General features: G+C 41.5%; 23 protein-coding genes. 14 read left to right on the top strand and 9 right to left on the bottom strand.

Annotated features, from left to right (window positions below; translation table 11 throughout):
• Positions 1 to 164: 164 nt before the first annotated feature.
• Positions 165 to 1,691, bottom strand: a complete 1,527-nt coding sequence (locus tag QLH32_RS03330; RefSeq protein WP_283268073.1) for an acetyl-CoA C-acetyltransferase — start codon at positions 1,689 to 1,691, stop codon at positions 165 to 167.
• Between the two features lie 224 nt (positions 1,692 to 1,915).
• On the opposite strand from QLH32_RS03330, the gene QLH32_RS03325 reads away from it, so the two are divergent.
• From QLH32_RS03325 to QLH32_RS03315, 3 genes are all read left to right on the top strand, one after another.
• Entirely contained in the window at positions 1,916 to 3,307 is a 1,392-nt protein-coding gene (locus QLH32_RS03325; RefSeq protein ID WP_279958820.1) for a 3-oxoacyl-ACP reductase, read from the top strand.
• A 66-nt stretch (positions 3,308 to 3,373) separates the two neighbouring features.
• Positions 3,374 to 4,228 (top strand): MaoC family dehydratase, encoded by an 855-nt coding sequence (locus QLH32_RS03320; RefSeq protein WP_283268072.1) that lies wholly within the window; start codon positions 3,374 to 3,376, stop codon positions 4,226 to 4,228.
• A 79-nt stretch (positions 4,229 to 4,307) separates the two neighbouring features.
• On the top strand, positions 4,308 to 5,561 hold the full coding sequence (locus tag QLH32_RS03315) for a serine hydrolase domain-containing protein (RefSeq protein ID WP_283268071.1): 1,254 nt from the start codon (positions 4,308 to 4,310) through the stop codon (positions 5,559 to 5,561).
• A 43-nt stretch (positions 5,562 to 5,604) separates the two neighbouring features.
• Here QLH32_RS03315 and QLH32_RS03310 read toward each other — a convergent pair whose 3' ends face one another.
• The 7 genes from QLH32_RS03310 to QLH32_RS03280 all read right to left on the bottom strand — a co-directional run bounded on the left by QLH32_RS03310 (position 5,605) and on the right by QLH32_RS03280 (position 10,447).
• A complete protein-coding gene (locus QLH32_RS03310) occupies positions 5,605 to 6,831 on the bottom strand; it encodes a PDDEXK-like family protein (RefSeq protein WP_283268070.1) in 1,227 nt (408 codons plus the stop codon).
• Between the two features lie 17 nt (positions 6,832 to 6,848).
• On the bottom strand, positions 6,849 to 7,262 hold the full coding sequence (locus QLH32_RS03305) for a formyl transferase (protein WP_283268069.1): 414 nt from the start codon (positions 7,260 to 7,262) through the stop codon (positions 6,849 to 6,851).
• Between the two features lie 10 nt (positions 7,263 to 7,272).
• On the bottom strand, positions 7,273 to 7,467 hold the full coding sequence (locus QLH32_RS03300; RefSeq protein WP_283268068.1) for a DNA translocase FtsK: 195 nt from the start codon (positions 7,465 to 7,467) through the stop codon (positions 7,273 to 7,275).
• A gap of 97 nt (positions 7,468 to 7,564) precedes the next feature.
• A complete protein-coding gene (locus QLH32_RS03295; protein WP_283266581.1) occupies positions 7,565 to 8,434 on the bottom strand; it encodes an IS982 family transposase in 870 nt (289 codons plus the stop codon).
• A gap of 173 nt (positions 8,435 to 8,607) precedes the next feature.
• Positions 8,608 to 9,234: a serine/threonine protein phosphatase gene (locus QLH32_RS03290; RefSeq protein WP_283268067.1), complete on the bottom strand. Its 627-nt coding sequence runs from the start codon at positions 9,232 to 9,234 to the stop codon at positions 8,608 to 8,610.
• Positions 9,235 to 9,470: 236 nt separating this feature from the next.
• Positions 9,471 to 10,064: a Maf family protein gene (locus QLH32_RS03285; protein WP_283268066.1), complete on the bottom strand. Its 594-nt coding sequence runs from the start codon at positions 10,062 to 10,064 to the stop codon at positions 9,471 to 9,473.
• Positions 10,064 to 10,447: a DUF2237 family protein gene (locus QLH32_RS03280; RefSeq protein WP_283268065.1), complete on the bottom strand. Its 384-nt coding sequence runs from the start codon at positions 10,445 to 10,447 to the stop codon at positions 10,064 to 10,066. The genes QLH32_RS03285 and QLH32_RS03280 overlap by 1 nt, the downstream gene beginning before the upstream one ends.
• 140 nt (positions 10,448 to 10,587) lie before the next feature.
• Between QLH32_RS03280 and QLH32_RS03275 the strand changes: the two genes are divergently transcribed.
• Together QLH32_RS03275 and QLH32_RS03270 are read left to right on the top strand one after the other, a co-directional pair.
• Positions 10,588 to 11,775, top strand: a complete 1,188-nt coding sequence (locus QLH32_RS03275) for a phosphoglycerate kinase (protein WP_283268064.1) — start codon at positions 10,588 to 10,590, stop codon at positions 11,773 to 11,775.
• A gap of 153 nt (positions 11,776 to 11,928) precedes the next feature.
• Positions 11,929 to 12,168, top strand: coding sequence for a hypothetical protein (locus QLH32_RS03270; RefSeq protein WP_283268062.1), 240 nt, complete (start codon positions 11,929 to 11,931; stop codon positions 12,166 to 12,168).
• Positions 12,169 to 12,215: 47 nt separating this feature from the next.
• Here the strand turns inward: QLH32_RS03270 and QLH32_RS03265 are convergent, their stop codons facing one another.
• Entirely contained in the window at positions 12,216 to 12,599 is a 384-nt protein-coding gene (locus tag QLH32_RS03265; protein WP_267979709.1) for a hypothetical protein, read from the bottom strand.
• 195 nt (positions 12,600 to 12,794) lie between these two features.
• Between QLH32_RS03265 and QLH32_RS03260 the strand changes: the two genes are divergently transcribed.
• From QLH32_RS03260 to QLH32_RS03220, 9 genes are all read left to right on the top strand, one after another.
• The gene (locus tag QLH32_RS03260; RefSeq protein WP_283268061.1) at positions 12,795 to 13,373 is read left to right on the top strand and encodes a nitroreductase family protein; all 579 of its coding nucleotides are present in this window, start codon (positions 12,795 to 12,797) and stop codon (positions 13,371 to 13,373) included.
• A gap of 42 nt (positions 13,374 to 13,415) precedes the next feature.
• Positions 13,416 to 14,489 (top strand): NAD(P)H-dependent glycerol-3-phosphate dehydrogenase, encoded by a 1,074-nt coding sequence (locus tag QLH32_RS03255; protein WP_279958808.1) that lies wholly within the window; start codon positions 13,416 to 13,418, stop codon positions 14,487 to 14,489.
• A 61-nt stretch (positions 14,490 to 14,550) separates the two neighbouring features.
• Positions 14,551 to 15,006, top strand: coding sequence for a phosphohistidine phosphatase SixA (sixA, locus tag QLH32_RS03250; protein WP_283268059.1), 456 nt, complete (start codon positions 14,551 to 14,553; stop codon positions 15,004 to 15,006).
• Positions 15,007 to 15,046: 40 nt separating this feature from the next.
• Entirely contained in the window at positions 15,047 to 16,186 is a 1,140-nt protein-coding gene (gspL, locus tag QLH32_RS03245) for a type II secretion system protein GspL (RefSeq protein ID WP_283268057.1), read from the top strand.
• Positions 16,186 to 16,665: a type II secretion system protein M gene (locus tag QLH32_RS03240; protein ID WP_283268056.1), complete on the top strand. Its 480-nt coding sequence runs from the start codon at positions 16,186 to 16,188 to the stop codon at positions 16,663 to 16,665. Before gspL ends, QLH32_RS03240 begins: the two co-directional genes overlap by 1 nt.
• Before the next feature lie 91 nt (positions 16,666 to 16,756).
• Positions 16,757 to 17,764 (top strand): quinone-dependent dihydroorotate dehydrogenase, encoded by a 1,008-nt coding sequence (locus tag QLH32_RS03235; RefSeq protein ID WP_283268055.1) that lies wholly within the window; start codon positions 16,757 to 16,759, stop codon positions 17,762 to 17,764.
• Between the two features lies 1 nt (position 17,765).
• Positions 17,766 to 18,359 carry a CvpA family protein gene (locus QLH32_RS03230; RefSeq protein WP_283268053.1) on the top strand — a complete coding sequence of 198 codons (594 nt, stop codon included), beginning with the start codon at positions 17,766 to 17,768 and terminating at the stop codon, positions 18,357 to 18,359.
• 40 nt (positions 18,360 to 18,399) lie between these two features.
• Positions 18,400 to 19,938: an amidophosphoribosyltransferase gene (gene purF, locus QLH32_RS03225; RefSeq protein WP_283268052.1), complete on the top strand. Its 1,539-nt coding sequence runs from the start codon at positions 18,400 to 18,402 to the stop codon at positions 19,936 to 19,938.
• A gap of 104 nt (positions 19,939 to 20,042) precedes the next feature.
• On the top strand, positions 20,043 to 21,932 hold the full coding sequence (locus QLH32_RS03220; RefSeq protein WP_283268050.1) for a M48 family metalloprotease: 1,890 nt from the start codon (positions 20,043 to 20,045) through the stop codon (positions 21,930 to 21,932).
• Positions 21,933 to 22,044: the final 112 nt, after the last annotated feature.

Genomic DNA, 22,044 nt, shown 5'->3' with positions numbered 1-22,044 from the left:
AGAACCAATAAAATTGGATGCCAGGCACCTATATAAAAAAGTTGATCAAATAAGAAAGACTGCATAGGATAAATGTTTTTATTGGTATTTGTTTACTTAACCATCATTATAATAAAAAAGGGACTAAATCCAAAGACCCAGCCCCTTGTTGATCAGGTTAGCGATTATTTTTCAATAATTGCAACAACACCTTGACCACCAGCAGCACAGATCGAAACTAAAACACGACCTGAACCTTTTTGGTTAAGTAACTTCGCAGCAGTCGCGATAATACGACCACCTGTTGCAGCAAATGGGTGACCCGCAGCTAAAGAAGAACCATTCACGTTAAGTTTGCTACGATCAATAGAACCTAAAGGTGCATCCAGGCCTAAACGCTCTTTACAGAATTTCTCATCTTCCCAAGCTTTTAGGGTAGAAAGAACTTGTGATGCAAATGCTTCATGGATTTCATAGTAGTCGAAATCTTGAAGTTTAAGACCAGCACGCTCAAGCATACGTGGAACTGCATAAGCAGGAGCCATCAATAAACCTTCTTTTTTGCCAACGAAGTCAACCGCAGCAGTTTCAGAGAAAGTTAGGTAGGCAAGAACTTCGTGGCCATTTGCCTTAGCCCATTCTTCAGAAGCCAACAGTACACAAGAAGCACCATCAGTTAACGGAGTAGAGTTACCAGCTGTCATTGTTGCAGCTTCACCCTTACCAAAAACTGGTTTTAATTTTGCCAATTTCTCAACACTAGAGTCAGCACGTAAGTTGTTGTCACGGCTTAAACCCAGGAACGGTGTGATGAGGTCATCAAAGAAACCTTCTTCGTATGCTTTTGCCATTTTCTGGTGAGAAGAAGCGGCTAAGGCATCTTGATCTTCACGGGTAATGCCCCATTCTAACGCTGTAATGGCAGCGTGGTCACCCATTGCAAAACCTGTACGTGGTTCACCATTCTTAGGCGCATCCATCAAGTCTTTAAGGTTGATTTTTTTCAATGCCTTTAAGCGGTCTTTACCTGTTTTAGCAATGTTTAACTCAAGCAAAGCTTTACGTAAACCGTCACCAAAAGCGATCGGTGCATCAGAAGTTGTATCTACACCACCTGCGATACCCACTTCGATTTGACCCAAAGCGATTTTGTTTGCAACAAGGAAAGCTGCCTGTAAACCAGTACCACATGCTTGCTGAATGTCATAAGCTGGAGTTTCTGGTGCAAGCTGAGTGTTTAAAACACACTCACGAGTCATGTTGAAGTCACGGCTGTGTTTTAATACCGCACCTGCAACCACTTCACCTAAACGTTGGCCTTGTAGGTTAAAACGCTCAACTAAGCCGTTTAATGCCGCGGTGAACATATCCATGTTTGAAGCAGTGAAATATGCGCCGTTTGAACGAGCGAATGGAATACGGTTACCGCCAATAATGGCAACACGGCGAACAGTGTTTTGGCTCATGCTTTTATCCTGTTGAACAGAAGGTTTGGTTGTTTTAGCTGTTGCTGCTTTTGTAGAAGTAGAAGAAGCAGTGCTTTTGGTACTACGACTTGTAGAACGAGTACGCGTCGTTTTTGGTGTCGTACTTGCTGCTTTAGAAGTTGTGCCAGCACTTTTACCTGTGGTAGAAGTAGCTTTTGATGTATTTGACACAGTTTCCTGAGCAGAATTCTCGACTGCTGGATTTTCTTGAGTTGTTTTGCTCATAAGGCTTTTCCAAGCATAATTGCGATATTCTTATTATAACCATAGCATATTTACAATGCAGCTGTATTGACTAGAATGACGTTGGAGACCGCATTCAGGTCAAGACATCCAGACATGAACTCAAGTATGATTTGCTGTGAGTCAATCAGACCCTGATTCCATGTTATTTTACCAACATGATTCATGTATCTGTAAAAAATTCATTTGTATGAGAGATAATAACCATGACCGATCAATACCAGGCATTTACACAATCACCTTTGGGTAAATTTGTTGTAAAAAATTTAGGTTTACCATCACCAGTTACGCTAGATCGTTTCGAGAGTGCTCAACCTGTTGTGAATGGTGCAGTATTGCTTGGCGCAGCGCCATCAAGCACAATTTCTGCTGCGATTGCTCAAGTTCTTAGCAACATCCACGCAGATAGCTACGTGGGCAACAACGTTGAATTACAACAAACTGCTGCAAAAGTAGGTTTAAATCTTCGTCCTTTGAATGCAGATGACAAAGAATCTAAGTTCAAGGCAGTGGTATTTGATGCTTCTGGTATCAAGGATTCTGAACAGTTAAAAGAGTTGTACAACTTCTTCAACCCAATCGCACGTCAGATTTCAAGTTCAGGTCGTGTGATTGTGATCGGTACGACTCCTGAAACAGCGAAAACTGTAAAACAGGCAATTGCTCAGCGCGCGCTTGAAGGTTTTGTTAAATCTGCTGGTAAAGAGTTCAAGAAAGGTATCACTGCTCAAGTGGTTTATGTAGATCAAGGTGCAGAAGCAAACCTTGAGTCAACTTTACGTTTCTTGATTTCTCCACGTTCAGCTTACGTTTCTGGTCAAGTGATCCGTGTTTCTAAAGCAGAAACAGTGAAATTAGACTGGGCAAAACCACTTGCTGGTAAAACAGCGTTGGTGACTGGTGCAAGCCGTGGTATTGGTGAAGCGATTGCACACGTTCTTGCTCGTGATGGCGCACACGTGATTTGTCTGGATGTTCCACAACAACAAGCTGATCTTGAGCGCGTTGCGGGTGAAATTGGTGGTTCAGTATTGGCAATCGACATTACTGCTGCCGATGCTGGTGAGAAAATCAAAACTGCCGCTGCTAAACAAGGCGGTTTGGATGTGATTGTTCACAATGCTGGTATTACCCGTGACAAAACTTTGGCAAACATGAAGCCAGAGCTTTGGGATTTGGTAATCAACATCAACTTGTCTGCAATTGAGCGTGTTAACGATTACTTACTTTCAAATGATGGTTTAAATGCAAATGGTCGTATCGTTTGTGTATCATCAATCAGTGGTATTGCAGGTAACCTGGGTCAAACAAACTACGCTGTTTCTAAAGCAGGTGTAATTGGTCTAGTTAAGTTTACTGCCCCTACATTAAAGAACGGTATTACGATCAATGCAGTTGCGCCTGGTTTCATTGAAACTCAAATGACTGCTGCGATTCCATTCGCGATTCGTGAGGCTGGTCGCCGTATGAACTCGATGAACCAGGGTGGTCAACCTGTCGATGTGGCAGAGGCGATTGCATGGTTTGCATCTACAGGTTCAACAGGTGTGACTGGTAACGTTGTTCGCGTATGTGGTCAAAGCTTGTTGGGTGCGTAAGCATTAACGTTTTGAAAGGGGGTGCTTTTGCATCCCTTTTTTATAAAAATTATTGAAAGGTCCATTATGAATGCACGTCATTTTAGTCAATTGCCAAAACCTTATTTAGCTTATCCAAAAGTCATTCAGGGTTTAATTTTTAAAAAGCCAAAAGGTGAGAAAGTATTGCCGCAGGTAGAATATGTGGTGGATACCCTAAAGATTGATACAAAGCATTTAGAAAGCTATAACGAGATTTGCGGTTTTAAAAATGATGGTTTTGTGCCAGCAATTTATTTAGCTGTATTGTCTCAAAGTCTGCAAATGCACATGATGACCAGTGAGGCATTTCCATTTGCGATTTTAGGTTTGGTGCATATTCGTAACCAGATCAAGCAAACACGTAAAATTGCTGTAAATGAGCAAATCACCCTGTCTTGTAAATTTGGTGAGCTAAAGCCACATGACAAAGGCTTGCAATTTGACTTCATTACCACTGCCAAAGTGGGCAATGAAGTAGTGGCAGAAAGTTTAACCACGTATTTGTCACGTCAAAAAACTGAGAAAAAAGCAGGCGAGAAAGCCAAAGATACCAAAGAACCAGCTTATCAGCCAAAAGCAGAGTGGAATGTTGCTGAAAATACGGGTCGCCGTTATGCAGCGATTTCAGGCGACTTTAACCTGATCCATATTCATGCAGTCACTGCAAAAGCGTTTGGCTTTAAACAGGCGATTGCACATGGTATGTGGAGTAAGGCAAAAGCATTGGCAAGCCTTGATCTGGCAGATGCCTATGAAGCAGATGTATGGTTTAAATTACCCATGTATCTTCCATCAAAAGTTGAGTTTCTAACTGCAACTCAGGGCAAGGAAACTGACTTCTTGATTCGTAATGTGAAATCTCAAAAACCTCACGTTGCAGGTACAGTAAAAGCACTTTAATACCGATCATATTTAAAATTATCCCTTTTGTTCGCAAGAGGGGTATTCTAAAAACATAACGATCATAAGGATGTGGGCTGTGATTAAAGAGATTTTATTTGCCGATACGCATAATTATCATGGCAAGGTTGATGAGCGTTTCACTGATCTGGCTACACAGTTTAGCCGTTTTCAGGATGCACGCAGCCATCAGGGTGGCGCGGCATTGGTGGTCTATTTTCAAGGCCAGAAAGTTGTCGATATTTTCACGGGTAAGAAATCTCAAGATCAAGATTGGCAAGCAGATACTTTGTCGATGTGCTATTCCACAGGTAAGGGCATATTGGCAACACTTGCACATATCTTGGTGAGTGAACGTTTACTTGATTACGATACGCCAATTGCACAGTACTGGCCTGAGTTTGCTCAAAATGGCAAAGCCAACATTACCTTGCGTCATGTCTTATCCCATCAAAGTGGTTTGTTTGATATTCGCAATGTAATTGATGCAGCAACGGAAATGCTGGATTGGCCGCATATGCTGGATGTCATTGCCAAAGCCACACCTCGTTTTGCAGCAGGGCAGAGTTTTGCATATCAGCCGCTTACTTATGGATGGATTGTCGGTGGTGTGATTGAAAAAGCTGCCAAGCAACCGCTGAGCTGGTTAATGCAACGTTATTTGGTTCAACCACTTGAATTGAATGGTGCTTATTTTGGCGTACCTGCTTCTGAGCTGGATCGGGTTGCTCGTTTGCTGGAAAAACCAAAATCAGTAGTTACACCTAAACCACAAACCAAGAAAAGCAATCAACCACGTAAGGTTTCATTGTCAGAAAAACTATTGGAAATTTCTGGGCAAAGCCCGCAAGATTTTCAGGATGCTATGATCCCGAAAGGCATGCGTAACTTTAGCTTTTATAGTGATGCAGGCCTGCAAGCAGTGATTCCTGCCGCCAATGGGGTGTTTACTGCGGATAGTCTTGCCAGAGTTTATGCAATGCTTGCCAATCAAGGGCAGTGGAATGGACAGCAATTGATTCGTCCAGAAGTGTTTAAGCAGTTAAGTACAGTACAATCGAAAGCCCGTGACCGTGTGATGCCGATTCCGATGCACTGGCGTTTGGGTTATCACCGTATTTTAACGATGGGTAAACGCGCACCGCATGGTTTTGGACACATGGGTTTTAATGGTTCAGGTGCGTGGTGTGATCCTGACCGTGCACTCAGTTTCGCTTATACGCATAATTTTAGTACCACTTCCGCAACAGGTGATTATCGTTTATGGGGCTTGAGTCAGGAAGCCTTGCGTTGTGCTGATGCGGTGTTAGAGGGAAGAAAAGGCTGGTTTTAACAAAATTCCCCCATTCAATAAAATGGTGAATGGGGGAAATTTTTTAACTAAGATTGAATTCATCTAATAAATTTTTCTGATTTAGTGCTTGGTAAATAAGTTCTGCATATTGCGTGATACGTTGACATAATTCGCCTGATTCAATCATTGACCAAACATGGGTATGTGTCTGCCAATCCCATATATCTTTTTGATCAATATATGTCGCCCACCATTCACTTTGTTTAACTTTTTCATGAGGGAATAGTTCTGATATGGTTGAATGAATTTGATGGAATAGTTCAGGGGCAGCTAGATTTTCCTCTCGTTTAGCAATTCCTATAAAAAATCCCCGATAGTTATAATGATTAAATTCTATTCTAAAGCATAGCTTATGTTTTTGTGTGTAAAAAATATTTAATCCAGTCCAGTGATCACGAGAAATATGGTCAGTAATATACCAACCTTTCTGGTGGACAGCACTCTGTAGTTGTTGTTCAAGTTTATGAATCAAAGAGTCTTGTAATTGATCTTTGACTCCTAATAACTGAAATGTAGCTTGAATATGCTGAGGATCTTGTAAGATTATGTTTAAAAGATGATTTTGTTCTGAAATATCATTCATTGATAAAAATTCCTTTTCAATATAATGTTTAAACTCTTTTATGAAATAAATCACTTTGTCATTTTGACATTCCGTTAAAGACTGCTTTAACCAATGTATTAAGTCAGGAAAAGTAATATGGCTGAAATTTTTCTGGTCTAACCATGATTTTAAGATTTCAGGTTTGACACTATGTTTTGCTGGTTCATTACCATACCCAGATAAATAGACAAGATGCCAATTTTGAGGAAAAAGAAAGCTCATTTCATTAGCATAATCTTGTAATTGTTGATCACCATCCGCAGCAAATGGTTTATTTTCAATACAGATACCATAGCTTTGCTGAGCGATTTTAATGTGGATATAAATATCCATTCTTCGACCATTTCTGATCGTCTTTTCTGTTTGTACAGTGATGTCTGCATGATCTAAATTAATATTTCTCCAATCATCAGGTAAATCCAATTGATGAAGAAATAGGGATAGAAATAGATGCTCCTGTGCATGATCGCCACTTGGGTTTAATAAATCAGCAATGATTCTACTTAGCATCATTTCATCTGTATAAATATAATTAAATACTGAAAAATTTGGGGCAAGCTGTTTTTTATATTTTTGTCGTGCTAGTTCAAGTGCTTTTAATTCATAGGAAACTTGATTAAGTAGTTTAGATATATTGAGATTCATTTAATTTCCTTTACTTATTAATCATCATTTAAGTTCTGGGCATGATTTTCTAAAGCCTCACTCAATGGGCAGTAATACCAAGTAACGCCTTGTATTTTCATACTGCCATCAAAATTTTCTAGGTGGTTATATAACAGTTGATATTTGGGGTTAGCTTCATCAAAGGGTACATCAAGGTAAATCTCACCCAGATAAGGCATTGACATAATTCCACTTCGAGATGACCAGCCAAAACATTCGGAAAAATCAATTTCATGTTTTTCTAACCATTCAATCAATTGCTGACGAGCAATACAGGTTTCATAGTGAAACTTAAGTGTGAGATCTTCATTGTTGAAAATATCATTATAACTACTATGAAAAAGTACATATAACACATCACGTTGTTTCTCAAGCGCAATTTGATCTATATTTTTAAGTATTCTTGGCATCAGAAACTCCTTACTTGTAAACTAAATGACCATAATGAGGTGTAAAATCTACTGCACAAATTTTAGTTTCAATCAAACACTCGAGTAACTTATTCGCCTGTTGATATCCAATTAAAAATTTACGTTGTAAACCCGAAACTGAAATGTAGTCGAGTTCTTTGGCAAAAAGAATTGCTTGCTGTAATAATTCCTCATTATTCTTCATATGGATTTTCCTGTGTTAAACGAATCAAAATCATACTGACATTATCAAAAGGATGGTTTTGATGGAGGGTAGTTTTCATATTTAACCCGAATCTTGTTTAAGCCGATATTTCCATAATACGAATCATCGGCTTGTTTTGATGACATATTTGATAAGCACATAAAGATGCATAAATACCAGCTAAATAGCCTGCAACACTTCTCGCTCTAGTCGTCACTAGATTGTACGCCCCCTTCAGCAAACTGAATAAAGTTTCTATTTTATTGCGTTGTTTCAGATGGTATTCATCTGCTTTTGATAACTGTATAGATTTCATGTTCTTTCGGTGATAGGTAATTAAATCAATATCTTGTACTCTTAATTTACTCTTTAATTCATGACTAATATAGCCACGATCAGCATACAATTTAGCAGTCATTCCTTTGACTAACTGTTCAACCATTTTTATATCTGCTGTATGCCCATTTGATAAAGCTGTGCTGAGTATTTCACCTGACTGATTCATAAGTACATGCAACTTACAACCAAAGAACCAACCCATAGAACTTTTACCACGAGTTGCAATTGCTGCTAGCGATTTATGTCTTTTTATTCGCTGATTTTTACAGACAGCCAATGTCGTTGAATCGATCCATAAATAAGAACTTTGCTGATCTTTCATCAGGGCGAAATGTAAGGCATGTAAAGCCAGTTGATGAGTATTGATCAGGTAAATCATACGTTGGTAACAAGGCAGGCTTTTGAATAAATGAAGATAGTTATGTCTCAGTGCCGTAAAGAATGCTTTAAAGTTATTGAAATGTGAATGTTTATACCAAATTGCAATAAAGACAATTTCAGAAATACTGAGCTGTGCAGGGCGAATTCTTAGGCATTTAAGATTTTGCTTTAAGAATTTCCAGTAAACTGATTCAAATTTTAGAAAGAAATCATCAATTATACAGAATAATTGGGTACTATCGAACATAAGGACTAGAGTCGTAAGTTTTGTGTGGTAACTAACTGATGGCTCTAGTCCTTCTCTTTTTCAAGTCTATGGCTTATCCGTGATTCAGGTTATTTAATAACCATGTTTTTAATCGAGTTTCAGGCATTAAAGACCGCCAGTGATTGCATTCCAAAACATCATGCACACCATCGCTACAGATCAAGAGGGCATCTCCCTCCCTCACCCAAATATTCCTCTTTGGGTGAAAATTCAGGAACATCATGTAAAGAGTCAGCACAAAAGCAATGGTTCAGCATGTAATAGAAACTGGCATATTGTTCAGTTTCTTTAATTTCTACTTCACCATTTTGCTGCATTTCTGTAAGGAAATTATGGTCTTGGGTCAGGGCATACCAGTGTTGATTATGGCTGCTAAATAAATAAACTCGACTATCTCCCAAATGTTGAATATTGACAAAACTAAATGGATTAGATGGTGTGATGACTGCCAAGGTGGCACTAGCACCATAAGTGTTTAGATTGCTAGCTAAATCAGTACTTAAATCATCCTGTACTGTTTGCAAACGAATTTGATTTTGTATTTGCGTTTGCGTCAAAACACTTCTTAGAACCGTTTGAGCAGCAAGTTCAGCTTTAGGGCTACTACTGACCCCGTCAGAAATCGCAGCACACCAATAGTCATCTTTTTGATAAAGATAGCGTTTACTGATAAAGCCATCATGCTGAATTACTTTATTTCCAATTAAGATTGCATCTTGTTGAATCGGTGGTTTTGCTCGCCATGTTAATGCCTGCATTTCATAATAGAGATCAGTCATGACAACCTCTTATAAAGAAGAAAGTCAGCAAGTTATAGCAATCTGAATATAAGGTGGTCAATCATATTTTTGGTTTTAAGTGATTGATTTATAAAATAAATATTTTTTTACTGTACTGTGCTTAAATAAGTAAAAATTGCGACGTGAACAATCTTTTAAAAGCGTAAAGCCTGTTTTTCTTTCTTTAGGAATATGAAAATCTTAAAATTTGGCAATTATAGAAATAATGGTAGAGATCAAGGCGCATTCATTCCAAACTGACGTAAAATTCTGCACAGTTGAATCATGGGTAATCCCATTAAGGTTGTTTGATCATCACCAACCATTTTTTCAAATAAACTAATGCCTAAACGTTCACACTTAAAACTACCAGCACAATGCAAAGGCTGATCAACTGCAATATAACGTTCAATTTCAGCTTGGCTAAGCTGACGGAATTTAACCTGATAATGTTCGACCAATGTGGTTTTAAAACCAGATTCAAGATGTTGAACACTGAGGGCCGTGCTAAAAAATACGGTATTGCCTGAGTTTGCCTGTAACTGTTGAATTGCATTTTCAACCGTTAACGGTTTACCAATAAAATCATCAGGTGCATGTTCTCGCCAAGCCACTTGATCAGAGCCAATCACAATCGCATTTGGATATTGTTCTGCAATAATATGGGCTTTTTCGTAAGCGAGACGTTTAGCTAAATCATCGGCATGGGTTTCACCTTGAACGGATTCATCAATATCAGGTGAAATACAACGATAATCCAGGCCCAAACGATCCATTAAGTCTTTACGGGTTTGGCTGCTAGAAGCCAGAATCAGTTGGAATTGGTTCATTAAACAGCATATTCCACTAAGATATTCAATGGAACATAGTGCAGCACTGCATTGTGGCAGGCATTCAGTTTAATCGGTGGGGCATGTCCAGCCTGATAGGCCTCAACCCAGCGAGTTACACAGATACACCAGAAGTCACCGGGTTTAAGACCAGGAAAGCCGACTTCGGGTAATGGTGTAATTAAATCATTCCCGACTTTCTGTGAAAAATTCAGAAAATCAGAAGTCATCTGCGCACACATGGTGTGTTGACCTAAGTCTGTAACTGAAGTGTGGCAAAAACCGTTACGAAAATAGCCTGTAATCGGGTCATAGCAACAACTGGCTAAAGGTTCGCCAAGCACATTTAAGCGATTAATTTTAGGATCTGGGTGAATAGACATAAAACATTTTGCAGTTAAATAATACCAAGTATTATCACCAAAATAGCAGTTTTCAACAGCTTTTCTGCAAAAAAACTCACCTTTATTTTTGAGAATCATTTAAAATTATGCCGTTTTTAAAATCAACTAGAGAGCCATCCATGAATTTTCAGCGCATGACTGATCTTGATTTAGCAGGTAAACGAGTTCTTATTCGTGAAGACTTAAACGTTCCTGTAAAAAATGGGGAAATTACCAGCGATGCACGTTTACGTGCTGCACTACCAACAATTAAGGCGGCTTTGGATAAAGGCGCAGCAGTGATGGTGTTTTCTCATCTTGGTCGTCCTGTAGAGGGTGAGCCAAAACCAGAACAATCACTTGCACCTGTTGCAGCTTATTTAAGCAAGGCATTGGGTCAGGAAGTAAAGTTATTTACTGATTATTTAGATGGTGTTGAGGTTGAAGCAGGTCAGGTGGTATTGCTTGAAAACGTGCGTTTCAACCACGGTGAAAAGAAAAATAACGAAGAGCTTGCAAAGAAATATGCGGCACTTTGTGATGTGTTTGTGATGGATGCATTTGGTACAGCACACCGTGCAGAAGCTTCAACTGAGGGTGCAGCGCGTTTTGCACCAATCGCTGCGGCAGGTCCATTACTGGCGGCTGAGTTGGATGCGCTTGGTCGTGCAATGCAAACTCCTGAAAAACCAATGGTGGCAATTGTTGCAGGTTCCAAGGTATCAACCAAGCTTGATGTATTAAATTCACTTTCTACCATTTGTGACCAGTTGATTGTGGGTGGTGGTATTGCCAATACGTTCCTGGCTGCTGCTGGGTTCAATGTGGGTAAATCGCTTTACGAAGCTGATTTGGTTGAAACGGCGAAACAAATTGCGGCAAAAGTCAGTGTTCCACTTCCAACTGATGTTGTGGTTGCTGATGCCAGCCAAATCAACTTTGAAGACTTTTTGGGTTCATTGGCAAATGCACAGGCTGTTGTGAAAAACGTTGCAGATGTGACTGACACTGACATGATTTTGGATGTAGGTCCAGAAACAGCAAAAGCATTTGCAGGGATTTTAAAATCTTCGAAAACCATTCTTTGGAATGGCCCAGTGGGTGTGTTTGAAGTTGATCAATTTGGTGAAGGAACCAAGGCACTTTCTTTGGCGATTGCTGAATCTGCTGGCTTCTCGATTGCGGGTGGTGGTGATACGCTTGCTGCAATTGATAAATATGCCGTGGCTGATCAAATTGGTTATATCTCAACAGGTGGTGGTGCTTTCCTTGAGTTTGTTGAGGGTAAAACGCTTCCAGCAGTTGCAGTTTTGCTTGAGCGTGCGTAATCAGGATTTAACTCTTGATTTATAAGCATGTTTTAAAAAGAAGAGTCGATGAAGATCGGCTCTTTTGTTTTTGGCGGGTATTGTGGTCATAAAAATGTCATATATCTGAAATATGCTTGTCACAACTTAAGCAAGTAACTGTGGAAAGCCGTGATGAAATTTAAATTAACCCTTGCCGCTTTAATTATTGCTCCAATCATGCTGACTGCATGTGCAAAGAAAGAAGAAGCGAAAAATACTGAACAGCAAGAGCAGACAACTTCAGTCACACAAACGAGTCCAGAACAACAGGCTGCGATTGATGCCATTGATAAACCGAATTTAGATGAAAACCATACTGATGTTACGGAACAGGGTGCAGCTTCAGAAGTGGCTGTGAGCGAAGTTCAATAAGTGACGCAAATAAAAAAGCCGATGTTTAAACATCGGCTTTTTTATATTTATCCATTGGTTTTGCAGTAGAATGTCAAGGTTGTTTGATAGTCATCATCTTTTGCCAGAGAAGCGTTTTTACCAGTCAGTGTACCAATGACCCCTGCGGCAGCCTCAACCATTTTTCCTGTTTGCTCATCCACCACGCCTTTTAAAACTCCTTGGTATGCGGTTTTTTCATCAACCACGACAGGTGAGGTATTGCGGGTACAGGTTTTTTGTGCGGCACTGACCGCATTGTTTTTGGCAATCAGGCTGGTTTTACCAATGCCTGTGACTTCATATTGATTGTTTTCTTTTTGAATCGCCAAGGTATTGGTTGGGGTGGATGCACATGCAGTTAATCCAAGTGCCAAACCGCCAAGTAAAGACATAATAAAAGTTTTTTTCATTGCTTGTTCTCAAGTTACGACAGAATTGTATTATTTGAACATAGAATTTTTGAATGCTTTTGCAGGTTATGTACAGTTTGTGCTGATGCTCTGTTAAATTTCTCAAATTAATGATTAAGCAGGGATTGGACGTGGTGGAAATCATTCAGATTATGCTAATCTAGCGCAATCCTTGTGTTAGTTAGATTTATTTCAATGACGGACTCAAAAATAGAAATCATTCATCATAATATTCATCAACGTCAATCAATTGGACAACTTATTGAACCAGCGCCGAATACACAACAACTTGAAAAGGCGGTACAGGCCGCACTCACGGCGCCCGATCATCATCGTTTAAAACCAACACGTTTTGTGGTTGTGACGCCTGAACAGCGTGCCGCTTTTGGTGAGTACTTGGCAAAGGCTTTGGCCGATTTAGGTGAGACCGAGCCAGCACAGTTGGATCGCGTCAAGCAACATCCATTTCGTGCGCCTTTGCTGGTTCTGGCCTTAACCACCATTCAGGACCACCCAAAAGTCCCACATTTTGAACAGATTTTAAGTACAGGCGCTGCCATTCAAAATTTCCTGCTTTCTTTGCAGGCACAAGGTTTTGCCAGTATTTGGCGTTCAGGTGCTGTGGTTGAGTCGAACTGGCTAAAACAGCAATTGGGCCTAAAGGAGCAGGACTTGATCTCAGGTATTATCTATGTGGGAACTGCGGCCAAAGCGATTGCACCACGTGCCGAAATAGAGAGTCAGGACTTTTTAAAAGTATGGCAGGCCATCTAAATCTTATTTGTGAATGATTAGAAATTTGTTTCAGGATAAAAAATGACAGAGTTGAAGTTTAGTGATTTGGTTGAACCCGTAGCTGTAGACCAGAAAACAGCATTAAGAATTACAGTGCTGGGTGGGGGGAGTTTTGGTACGGCGATGGCGAATCTGGCTGTGCGTAATGGCTGCGACACCATGATCTGGATTCGTGATGAGGCTGTTGCTGAGGAAATCAATCAAACGCATATCAACAAGCGCTATTTGCCTGATTACACACTGGAAACAGGTTTGCGTGCGGTTTCTGATCTGGAATTGGCTGTACGTGATCGTGACATTATTTTGGTGGCGATTCCAAGTCATTCATTCCGTGATGTATTGAAGAAAATTGCACCGTTTATTAGTGCGCAGGCAGTGGTTTCACTGACCAAAGGGATTGAAGCTAAAACCTTTAGTTTCATGAGTGATATTATCCGCGCAGAATTACCTGAAGTGCCTTATGGGGTTCTATCAGGGCCAAACTTGGCAAAAGAAATTATGGCGGGTATGCCATCGGGTACAGTGATTGCCAGTGAATCTGAACTGGTTCGCTATGCAGTGCAACACGCCTTGCATAGTGCATTGTTCCGTGTTTTTGGCAGTGATGATGTGCATGGTGTGGAACTGGGCGGTGCGCTAAAAAATATCTATGCGGTGGCAATGGGGATGGGCGCTGCCTATAACATTGGTGAAAATACCAAAAGTATGATCTTAACCCGTGCCTTGGCTGAAATGAGCCGATTTGCGGTGAAGCAGGGCGCCAATCCATTGACATTTCTAGGGTTGTCAGGTGTGGGTGATTTATTTGCGACCTGTAACAGTCCATTAAGCCGTAACTATCAGATCGGTTTTGCCCTGGGTTCAGGTAAAACACTGGATCAGGCGACTAAAGAACTGGGACAAACCGCCGAGGGCATCAACACCATTGTACAGGTGCGTACCAAGGCACAGGAGCTGGATGTGTATATGCCAATCACCAATGCCTTGTATGAGGTGATTTTTGAAAATGCACCGCCAATGACCATTGCCTTGTCCTTAATGAAAAATGGCCATCGTAGCGATGTTGAATTTGTTTTACCTCATCATGAGGTTTAATCAAAAAATTGTCATCCAAAGTTGTTATGCTTTGAATCAAGAAAAAAATTAGAGAATGATTATGCAACTCACTTTAGTTCGTCACGGTGAAGCGTCTCCAGCAGTGAATGGAAATGATATGCAGCGCCCACTCACAGCGCGTGGGCATCAACAGGCTGAGCAAACAGGGCACTTTCTCAAAGATGTGATTCAGCCTGAGGTTTTTATTGTCAGTCCATTACTGCGCGCGCAGGAAACGCTGGAACATATCAAGGCACATTTTCAAGGAATTCCTGTGTTAATCTGCGATAAAATTAAACCCGATGATAATGCCAAAGATGCCATAGAATGGCTATCCAAGCTTCCATATGAGTCGATTGCGGTGGTGTGTCACATGAATGTGGTGGCACATATTGCAGAACAATTGACCCATGAAAGCTTTAATCCATTTGCATTGGCTGAAGCACGTATTTATGATCAGGCTGTGATTGCGAATGGTTTATCAACGCAGAACAATCGTTTTACACCAACAATATAAATTTTATTTATCCTCAACAGGATAAGGATACTGAACACCGATGCTGTATTTATGGATGCCCGAAACCAATGGAACATGGTATTGGTCGGCTGGGGAAAACTGGTTGCAGGCAAACAGTCTTGAACAACTCATTCAGGACCTGCAAGCGCATAGTGGAAAAGAGGCGGTGGTCTATTTTCCTAGCCGCAATGCCCAAATGTTGCAGCAACCCATGACAAAGGCGCATTACAAGCAATTGGGGCAGGAGGGCATTAAATATCTGTTAGAAGAGTTTGTGACCTTGCCGATTGATCAGATGAAAGTGGTACATCATTTTCAGCATGATCAGCTCAATATTTTAGGTGTTGCGCAATTTACCATTGAAACTTGGCAGCATGCACTAAGCCTTTTACCGATCCAGATTGTCGCTTTCTTGCCTGATTTTCTGATTCTGCCTGAGCCAGAACAAAATGAAGTGGTGCTGGTGAATCTGTATGACCATTTACTGATGAGGGAAAATGTCTGGTCAGGTAACTCGGTTGATGATTTAGGGTTATTTCTGGAATTTCAGTCACCAGAAACGCAATATAAATTTGCCAATCTCAGTGCAGGCCAACTGGATATTTTGGCAGTAGCATCAAGCAAGGATCAACGTACCGAGTTTAGCTACCAATTTGAGCAGCTCCAAAGACCAAAGCAATATCCATTTAATGTGCTGCCAAAGGCAAAAAATGCCGATGTACAATGGTCAGGCTACTGGAAAGCCTCGGCAGCCGTTTTATTGGCGGTGATTCTGGTGCAGTTGGGTTATGATGCCTTGCGCTGGTCAAAGCTGAGAAAGGTGGCGGATCAAACTGCTGTACAGGCGATCGATCAGTATAAACATTGGTTTGGTGAAAATACCCGTGTGACTGAGCAGAACATTAAAAGCCAGTTTGAAAGCCAGTTGCGCATGAGTCAGCTTGGAGATACTCAGGCATTGTCCTTGCTCAGTCGGGTAGGACCAATCCTGATGCAGAAACAGATTGTCGCCCAGCAGGTTAGTTATGATGCTTCAACATTGGCAATGTCGTTAAAGGCAAAATCGGCAAATGACTTGCAGGCATTGGCACAGCAGTTGAATCAGCAGGGTTTTCAGGCGGAACTCGGAAATGTACAGGCGGATAGTGTCGGTGCGATTGGGATGGTCAAAGTAAAATAATGAAAGCGTTCACACAATTACAAAATAGTCTTGATCAGAAAGCTGAGGCGCTGAATCAATATTTACAGAGCCTATCAGTGCGTGAGCGCGTGATGGTGGTTTTTACAACTGTTTTTTTAATCGTTGTGATTGTTGGTTCCGCCTTGTGGAAAATGCATGCTTTGGCAAACCAGCAACAAAAGCGTTTAAATGAGCTCAAGGATTTAACGGTCTGGATGCAGAGTAATGCCGCCACCATGAAGCCTGCCAATGATCTTGGGCTTTCCGCGGCGGATAAAATCCAGCGTACAGCACAGCAGCAAGGTTTGGCGGTTTCTTCGCAGCAAAATGGGGAGCAGATTCAAATTGTTGCGGAACATCAGAACTATGCAGTACTTGCCAACTTTTTAATGCAACTGTCGCAGATGGGGCTGAGTATTGAAAAAATGGACATGGTTTCCAATACGGGCCAGATTAAATTAACGGCAACAGTTCAGTAGACGCTAAAAATAACTCTCTGCCAAGCATGGCGTTTTGTGGAGCCTATGCCTATAATACGCTTACTTGAAAAATCAGTAGACTGTGATTGGTATGTTATATTCATTGGCCCGCCCTTTGTTGTTTACTTTGGCACCAGAGCGTGCACATGAACTCACACTCTCCATGCTTGATAAAGCGCATAAACTTGGCTTTATGCACCAGAAAGTTGCCGCTAAACCTGTAAAATGTATGGGCATTGAATTTCCAAACCCCGTTGGTCTTGCCGCTGGTCTGGATAAAAACGGTGCCCACATTGATGCATTGGCTGCATTGGGTTTTGGCTTTATTGAGATTGGCACCATTACCCCACGCCCACAGGCAGGCAATCCCCAGCCCCGTTTATTCCGTATTCCTGAAGCAAAGGCAATTATTAACCGCATGGGCTTTAACAATGACGGGGTGGAGCAACTGATTGAAAATGTAAAAGGCTCAAAATTCAAGGGTGTGCTAGGCATCAACATTGGTAAAAATGCCGATACACCTGTTGAGGATGCTGTTTCCGACTATTTGATCTGTCTGGAAAAGGTCTATAACTACGCATCCTATATCACTGTCAATATTTCATCTCCAAACACCAAGAACTTGCGCAGTTTACAAAGTGGTGATGCACTTACAGAGTTGCTACAAACCTTGAAAGGTCGCCAACTGGAACTTGCGCAACAATATCAGCATTATGTTCCTTTGGTACTTAAGGTTGCGCCAGATTTAACACCTGAAGACATTAATTTTATTGCAGTGCAATTACTCAAGTTCAAGATTGATGGCCTGATTGTCACCAACACCACACTTGGTCGTGATGGTGTGGAAAACCTGCCGAATGGCAATGAGGCGGGCGGTTTGTCGGGTGCGCCAGTATTTGAGAAAAGTACCGAATGTTTAAGCCAGTTTGCCGAAGTGCTGGATGGCCAGATTCCACTGATTGGGGTGGGTGGCATTCTATCGGGTGAGCAGGCTGTGGCGAAGCAACAGGCAGGCGCGAGCCTTGTTCAGGTTTATAGTGGGCTGATTTATGCTGGCCCAACATTGGTTAAAGACTGTGTTAATGCGATGACAGTGTGAAATGAACACGCTTGATATCATTATTGTGATCATCTTGCTCATTGGAGGGCTGAACGGTTTGCGTCAAGGATTTATCAAAGCCTTTGCGAACTTGGTCGGATGGATATTCGCATTGATCGTGGGGGCCAAATACGCTGTTATATTGGCGCCTGCAATGAGCAGCCTAAGCCAAGACCCTGTCGTGCAAAAAATTGCAGCTTTCGCTTTTATCGTACTGATCATTGTGGTGTGTACCTGGATTGTTTCGGCACTGCTGAATGGCCTCTTGAAAAGTTTGAAACTGGGCCCATTAAATCGTTTAGCAGGTGGTGCATTTGGTTCCCTAAAAGGCCTACTGATTGTTTTGGTCACCATGCAGGGCGTTGGTCCGTGGGTGGAAAGCTCGCCACACTGGAAACAGTCCAAGTTTGTACAAATCCTATTACCCTATGCACCTTTAGCAACAGAAATCTCTAAAGATGCTGCAAATCAAGCTTTACATCAAATGACATCTGAAGGTGCCTTGTTACATCGCCCTTCAACCGAAATGGACGAGTCAGAACGTGCTGCGGTCGATCAGCGTTCTGATCATTCGACGAAAAATCCTTTTTATTAATTGGGGTTAAACCCCGTTCCTAGCTTGTCGCGAGGTTGCTATGTGTGGAGTTGTTGGGATAGCCGGTAAATCGCCAGTGAACCAAATGTTATTTGATGCTTTGACGATGTTGCAACATCGGGGACAGGATGCAGCGGGAATCGTCACTTGTCATCAAGGGCGTTTATTTCTCCGCAAGGATAATGGCATGGTGCGTGATGTGTTCCATACCCGCCATATGCGTGCATTGTTGGGTAACTACGGGATTGGGCACGTTCGTTACCCAACCGCGGGTTCATCCAGCAGTGCGGAGGCGCAGCCGTTTTATGTGAATTCTCCATACGGTATTACCCTTGCACACAATGGTAACCTGACCAACGCCGAAGAAATTCATGAAGATCTGTTTAAGACAGATTTGCGTCACATGAATACCGACTCCGATTCGGAAGTTCTGTTGAATGTGTTTGCACATGAATTACAGAAAATTGGCACATTAAACCCGACACCAGCAGATATTTTCCATACTGTTTCCCGTGTACATGAGCGCTGTAAGGGTGCCTATGGCGTAGTTGCAATGATTACAGGTCATGGTCTGGTCGGTTTCCGCGATCCAAATGGGATTCGCCCACTGATTTATGGTTCACGCGAAACTGAGCAGGGCACTGAATATATTATTGCCTCTGAATCAGTAGCGATTACCGCGCTTGGCTTTAAGATTGAGCGTGATATTGCGCCAGGTGAAGCGATTTTCATTGACAGCAAAGGCCAGTTATTCTCAAAACAATGCGCAGTTGACCCTGAATACCGCCCTTGTATTTTTGAATATGTTTATTTTGCCCGTCCAGATGCCACGATTGATGGAATCTCGGTATATAAAGCGCGTTTGAAAATGGGGGAGAAACTTGCCCATAAAATTCTGCAAGAATGGGGTGAGCAACATGATATTGATGTGGTGATTCCAATTCCTGATACCAGCCGTACCTCTGCTTTGGAGTTGGCGAATATTCTGGGTGTGAAGTTCCGTGAAGGGTTTATGAAAAACCGTTATATCGGACGTACCTTTATTATGCCTGGTCAACAGCAGCGTAAAAAATCAGTTCGTCAGAAACTAAACCCTGTGGAACTTGAGTTCAAGGACAAAAATGTTCTATTGGTGGATGATTCGATTGTACGTGGTACCACCTGTAATGAAATCATTCAGATGGCGCGTGATTCAGGTGCAAAGAAAGTATTTTTTGCCTCCGCCGCACCGATGGTGAAGTATCCAAACGTGTATGGTATTGATATGCCAGCAAAGTCTGAACTGATTGCGTCTGATCGTACTGTTGAGGAAATCCGTGAAATTATTGGTGCAGACCGTTTGATTTTTCAGGATCTTGAAGATTTGAAAAATGCGGTTCGTACCAGTAAAGTGCCTGATCTGAGAGAGTTTGATTGCTCTGTTTTTGATGGAGTCTATGTGGCGGGTGGTATCGACAAGGAATATCTTGCTGAGCTTGAGCAAAAACGTAATGACACAGCAAAAAAGAAAGCCGATGGCTACATTGATGTAAATATTGATGCCGCTTCAGTGGACTTAACAGGGGTTAAGGAAGAGTAAGCATTTTAATCTCTAGAAAAGCGGGAATTTCCCGCTTTTTTATTTTATGATACTGAGGGGCACTTGAGCCCCTGACAGAAACAATGTAATAAGGAAAATTTACATTGAAAGAAATGAGCCATTATTTAATTGAAAATAAGAATATTGCATGGTCAGTCAGCTTTTGCCTGCTTGCTATGGCATTAACTGTTTTTATTCTCAATTTGATTTTGGGTTTGGTGGTTCATTTTTTTGACTATACCCAGCCAATCTGGTGGCATGTATTAAGTCCTTATTTCGTCTGCCTATTATTGTGTGTAATGGTTTGGTCTGTTAGTGCTGAACTGTATGTGCTGCGTAAAGGGGGGCATTCCCTTGCAAAGCAGTTAAAAGCACGCCGTCTGGTGTTCGATGAAAGTACCCCTGAAGAAAGTACCGCTTTAAAAGTGGTGGAACAGGTTGCACGCAGCTTTGCGATTGATACCCCTGCAGTGTATGTATTGCCTGATGAGGTCGGGGTAAATGCCTTAACTGCTGGTTTCAGGTCGCAGGATATCGTGATTATCCTGACCTGGGGGGCATTGCAAAATTTGGATGAACTTGAGCTGTATGGTCTGTTGAGTTATGAGTTTAACCAGATTCTATCAGGTGAAGCAGTTGAAAATACCAAACTTAAAATTCTATATAGTGGTTTGACTACGTTTAGCCAATGGGGCAGCAAGCTTGCACAGGCAGGTTACAATCCCTATGCAACTTCTTACCGTAATAAATTTGAGACCATTTTTGTGGCAATCGGTGGAGTGATTTGGTTGATTGGCAGTCTGGGTATCCTGATCACCCGTTTAATCAAGTATCTCACCTTAAGTGGACGAACCTTTCGCAATGACCTGAAAACCATGCGTTTGATGAACAACAACGCCAATATTCAAACCTTGCTACGAATTTATGTGCATCATTCAGGTTCCCAAATCCACAGCGCATACTCTGAGTCAATTTCGCATATGTGCTTTGCCAACTCACTGAGTCCGCAAAGCTGGCTGAATATTCATCCAAGTATTAAAGATCGAATTTATGAGTTAAATCCAAGTTTATTACAGGATTTGCAATTAGAAAATTTAAGAAAAATACGCAATCGACCTCTATTTAGCTTATTTCGTTCTTTAGAAGAGGAAGCTACTGATATCACTATGGCATGGAGTTCCCCACAACCATTGCCTTTGCTACGCTTATCACCGATAAGCTTTGCCTTGAATGATGCGATCAAGCCACTCAATCCTGAGATGCGGAAAAATAAAAAGCGTCCTGAACTGATTCAGCGTGCCATGCAGACCGCGACGGGTTCAAGAGAAGTGATGGTGGCGATCCTGATGATCCGTCAGTACCGTGAATTTATTCCGCAGGATGCGGCGGTGAGTCATGCGATTGTGGATGCATTGTTAAATCTGGATGGGCGGATTCATGTGCAGATTTTCCATGATGCCTGCAAGAACATTGGTCATATGCCTACTAGTATTGCACGTCAGTTTCTAACCAAACTGGCCTGTATTATTCAGGAGGATGGTGAGGTTGGCTTACTGGATGCACTATTGCTGGAACGGGTAAAATATGAGTTGAACTTGATGCCAGCACATTTGCCGACAGCCTTTGAGGATGTAAAATCCCAGATTGTGCATTTGATTGATGCATTGCTGCATGTACAGCAAATTAACAGTCCGAATCAGCTTGAGGTCCGTGAACGGATTTTGCAGGAACTTCTAACCCAGGAAGAAATGCAGACTTATGCTGATATCTCGGATGAGCCACTAGATCTGGCTGAAATCCTGAATGATGTTTCAGGTTTGTTATTGCGTGATCGCCTCAATATTTTAGCAATTGCAGAACGATGCCTATGGAGTGACCGAATCATTACTCAAGATGAACTAGATGTTTTAGAGCTATTGTACTGGCGTTTGGGCTTTGATACCCGTGAAGTTGTTGAGCAAATGCAGAAAAAAAATAGCTTGATGATTATTTAAGATAAATTTCCAAATTTTTATATCTAACAGCATGTTAGGCTAGAATTTCAAAAGTCCCCATATTTTTAAAAACGTTACGTGACAATCACATAAAAAATGCCTATTTCAAGGT

Origin of the sequence: Acinetobacter corruptisaponis, assembly GCF_030053775.1 — a bacterium.
GTDB classification, from domain to species: domain Bacteria; phylum Pseudomonadota; class Gammaproteobacteria; order Pseudomonadales; family Moraxellaceae; genus Acinetobacter; species Acinetobacter corruptisaponis.
The sequence above is the reverse complement of the archived record's forward strand: the minus strand, read 5'-3'. Positions and strand labels throughout refer to the sequence as shown.

Bases quoted from the DNA above. Each gene is read 5' to 3' on its own strand.
- QLH32_RS03230 (WP_283268053.1), top strand. From the start codon at position 17,766: ATGAACACGCTTGATATCATTATTGTGATCATCTTGCTCATTGGAGGG.
- QLH32_RS03235 (WP_283268055.1), top strand. From the start codon at position 16,757: ATGTTATATTCATTGGCCCGCCCTTTGTTGTTTACTTTGGCACCAGAG.
- QLH32_RS03255 (WP_279958808.1), top strand. From the start codon at position 13,416: ATGACAGAGTTGAAGTTTAGTGATTTGGTTGAACCCGTAGCTGTAGAC.
- QLH32_RS03295 (WP_283266581.1), bottom strand. From the start codon at position 8,434: ATGTTCGATAGTACCCAATTATTCTGTATAATTGATGATTTCTTTCTA.
- QLH32_RS03330 (WP_283268073.1), bottom strand. From the start codon at position 1,691: ATGAGCAAAACAACTCAAGAAAATCCAGCAGTCGAGAATTCTGCTCAG.
- purF (WP_283268052.1), top strand. From the start codon at position 18,400: ATGTGTGGAGTTGTTGGGATAGCCGGTAAATCGCCAGTGAACCAAATG.
- QLH32_RS03290 (WP_283268067.1), bottom strand. From the start codon at position 9,234: ATGACTGATCTCTATTATGAAATGCAGGCATTAACATGGCGAGCAAAA.
- QLH32_RS03275 (WP_283268064.1), top strand. From the start codon at position 10,588: ATGAATTTTCAGCGCATGACTGATCTTGATTTAGCAGGTAAACGAGTT.
- QLH32_RS03265 (WP_267979709.1), bottom strand. From the start codon at position 12,599: ATGAAAAAAACTTTTATTATGTCTTTACTTGGCGGTTTGGCACTTGGA.
- gspL (WP_283268057.1), top strand. From the start codon at position 15,047: ATGCTGTATTTATGGATGCCCGAAACCAATGGAACATGGTATTGGTCG.
- QLH32_RS03280 (WP_283268065.1), bottom strand. From the start codon at position 10,447: ATGTCTATTCACCCAGATCCTAAAATTAATCGCTTAAATGTGCTTGGC.
- QLH32_RS03305 (WP_283268069.1), bottom strand. From the start codon at position 7,262: ATGCCAAGAATACTTAAAAATATAGATCAAATTGCGCTTGAGAAACAA.
- sixA (WP_283268059.1), top strand. From the start codon at position 14,551: ATGCAACTCACTTTAGTTCGTCACGGTGAAGCGTCTCCAGCAGTGAAT.
- QLH32_RS03240 (WP_283268056.1), top strand. From the start codon at position 16,186: ATGAAAGCGTTCACACAATTACAAAATAGTCTTGATCAGAAAGCTGAG.
- QLH32_RS03310 (WP_283268070.1), bottom strand. From the start codon at position 6,831: ATGAATCTCAATATATCTAAACTACTTAATCAAGTTTCCTATGAATTA.
- QLH32_RS03260 (WP_283268061.1), top strand. From the start codon at position 12,795: ATGACGGACTCAAAAATAGAAATCATTCATCATAATATTCATCAACGT.
- QLH32_RS03325 (WP_279958820.1), top strand. From the start codon at position 1,916: ATGACCGATCAATACCAGGCATTTACACAATCACCTTTGGGTAAATTT.
- QLH32_RS03320 (WP_283268072.1), top strand. From the start codon at position 3,374: ATGAATGCACGTCATTTTAGTCAATTGCCAAAACCTTATTTAGCTTAT.
- QLH32_RS03285 (WP_283268066.1), bottom strand. From the start codon at position 10,064: ATGAACCAATTCCAACTGATTCTGGCTTCTAGCAGCCAAACCCGTAAA.
- QLH32_RS03270 (WP_283268062.1), top strand. From the start codon at position 11,929: ATGAAATTTAAATTAACCCTTGCCGCTTTAATTATTGCTCCAATCATG.
- QLH32_RS03300 (WP_283268068.1), bottom strand. From the start codon at position 7,467: ATGAAGAATAATGAGGAATTATTACAGCAAGCAATTCTTTTTGCCAAA.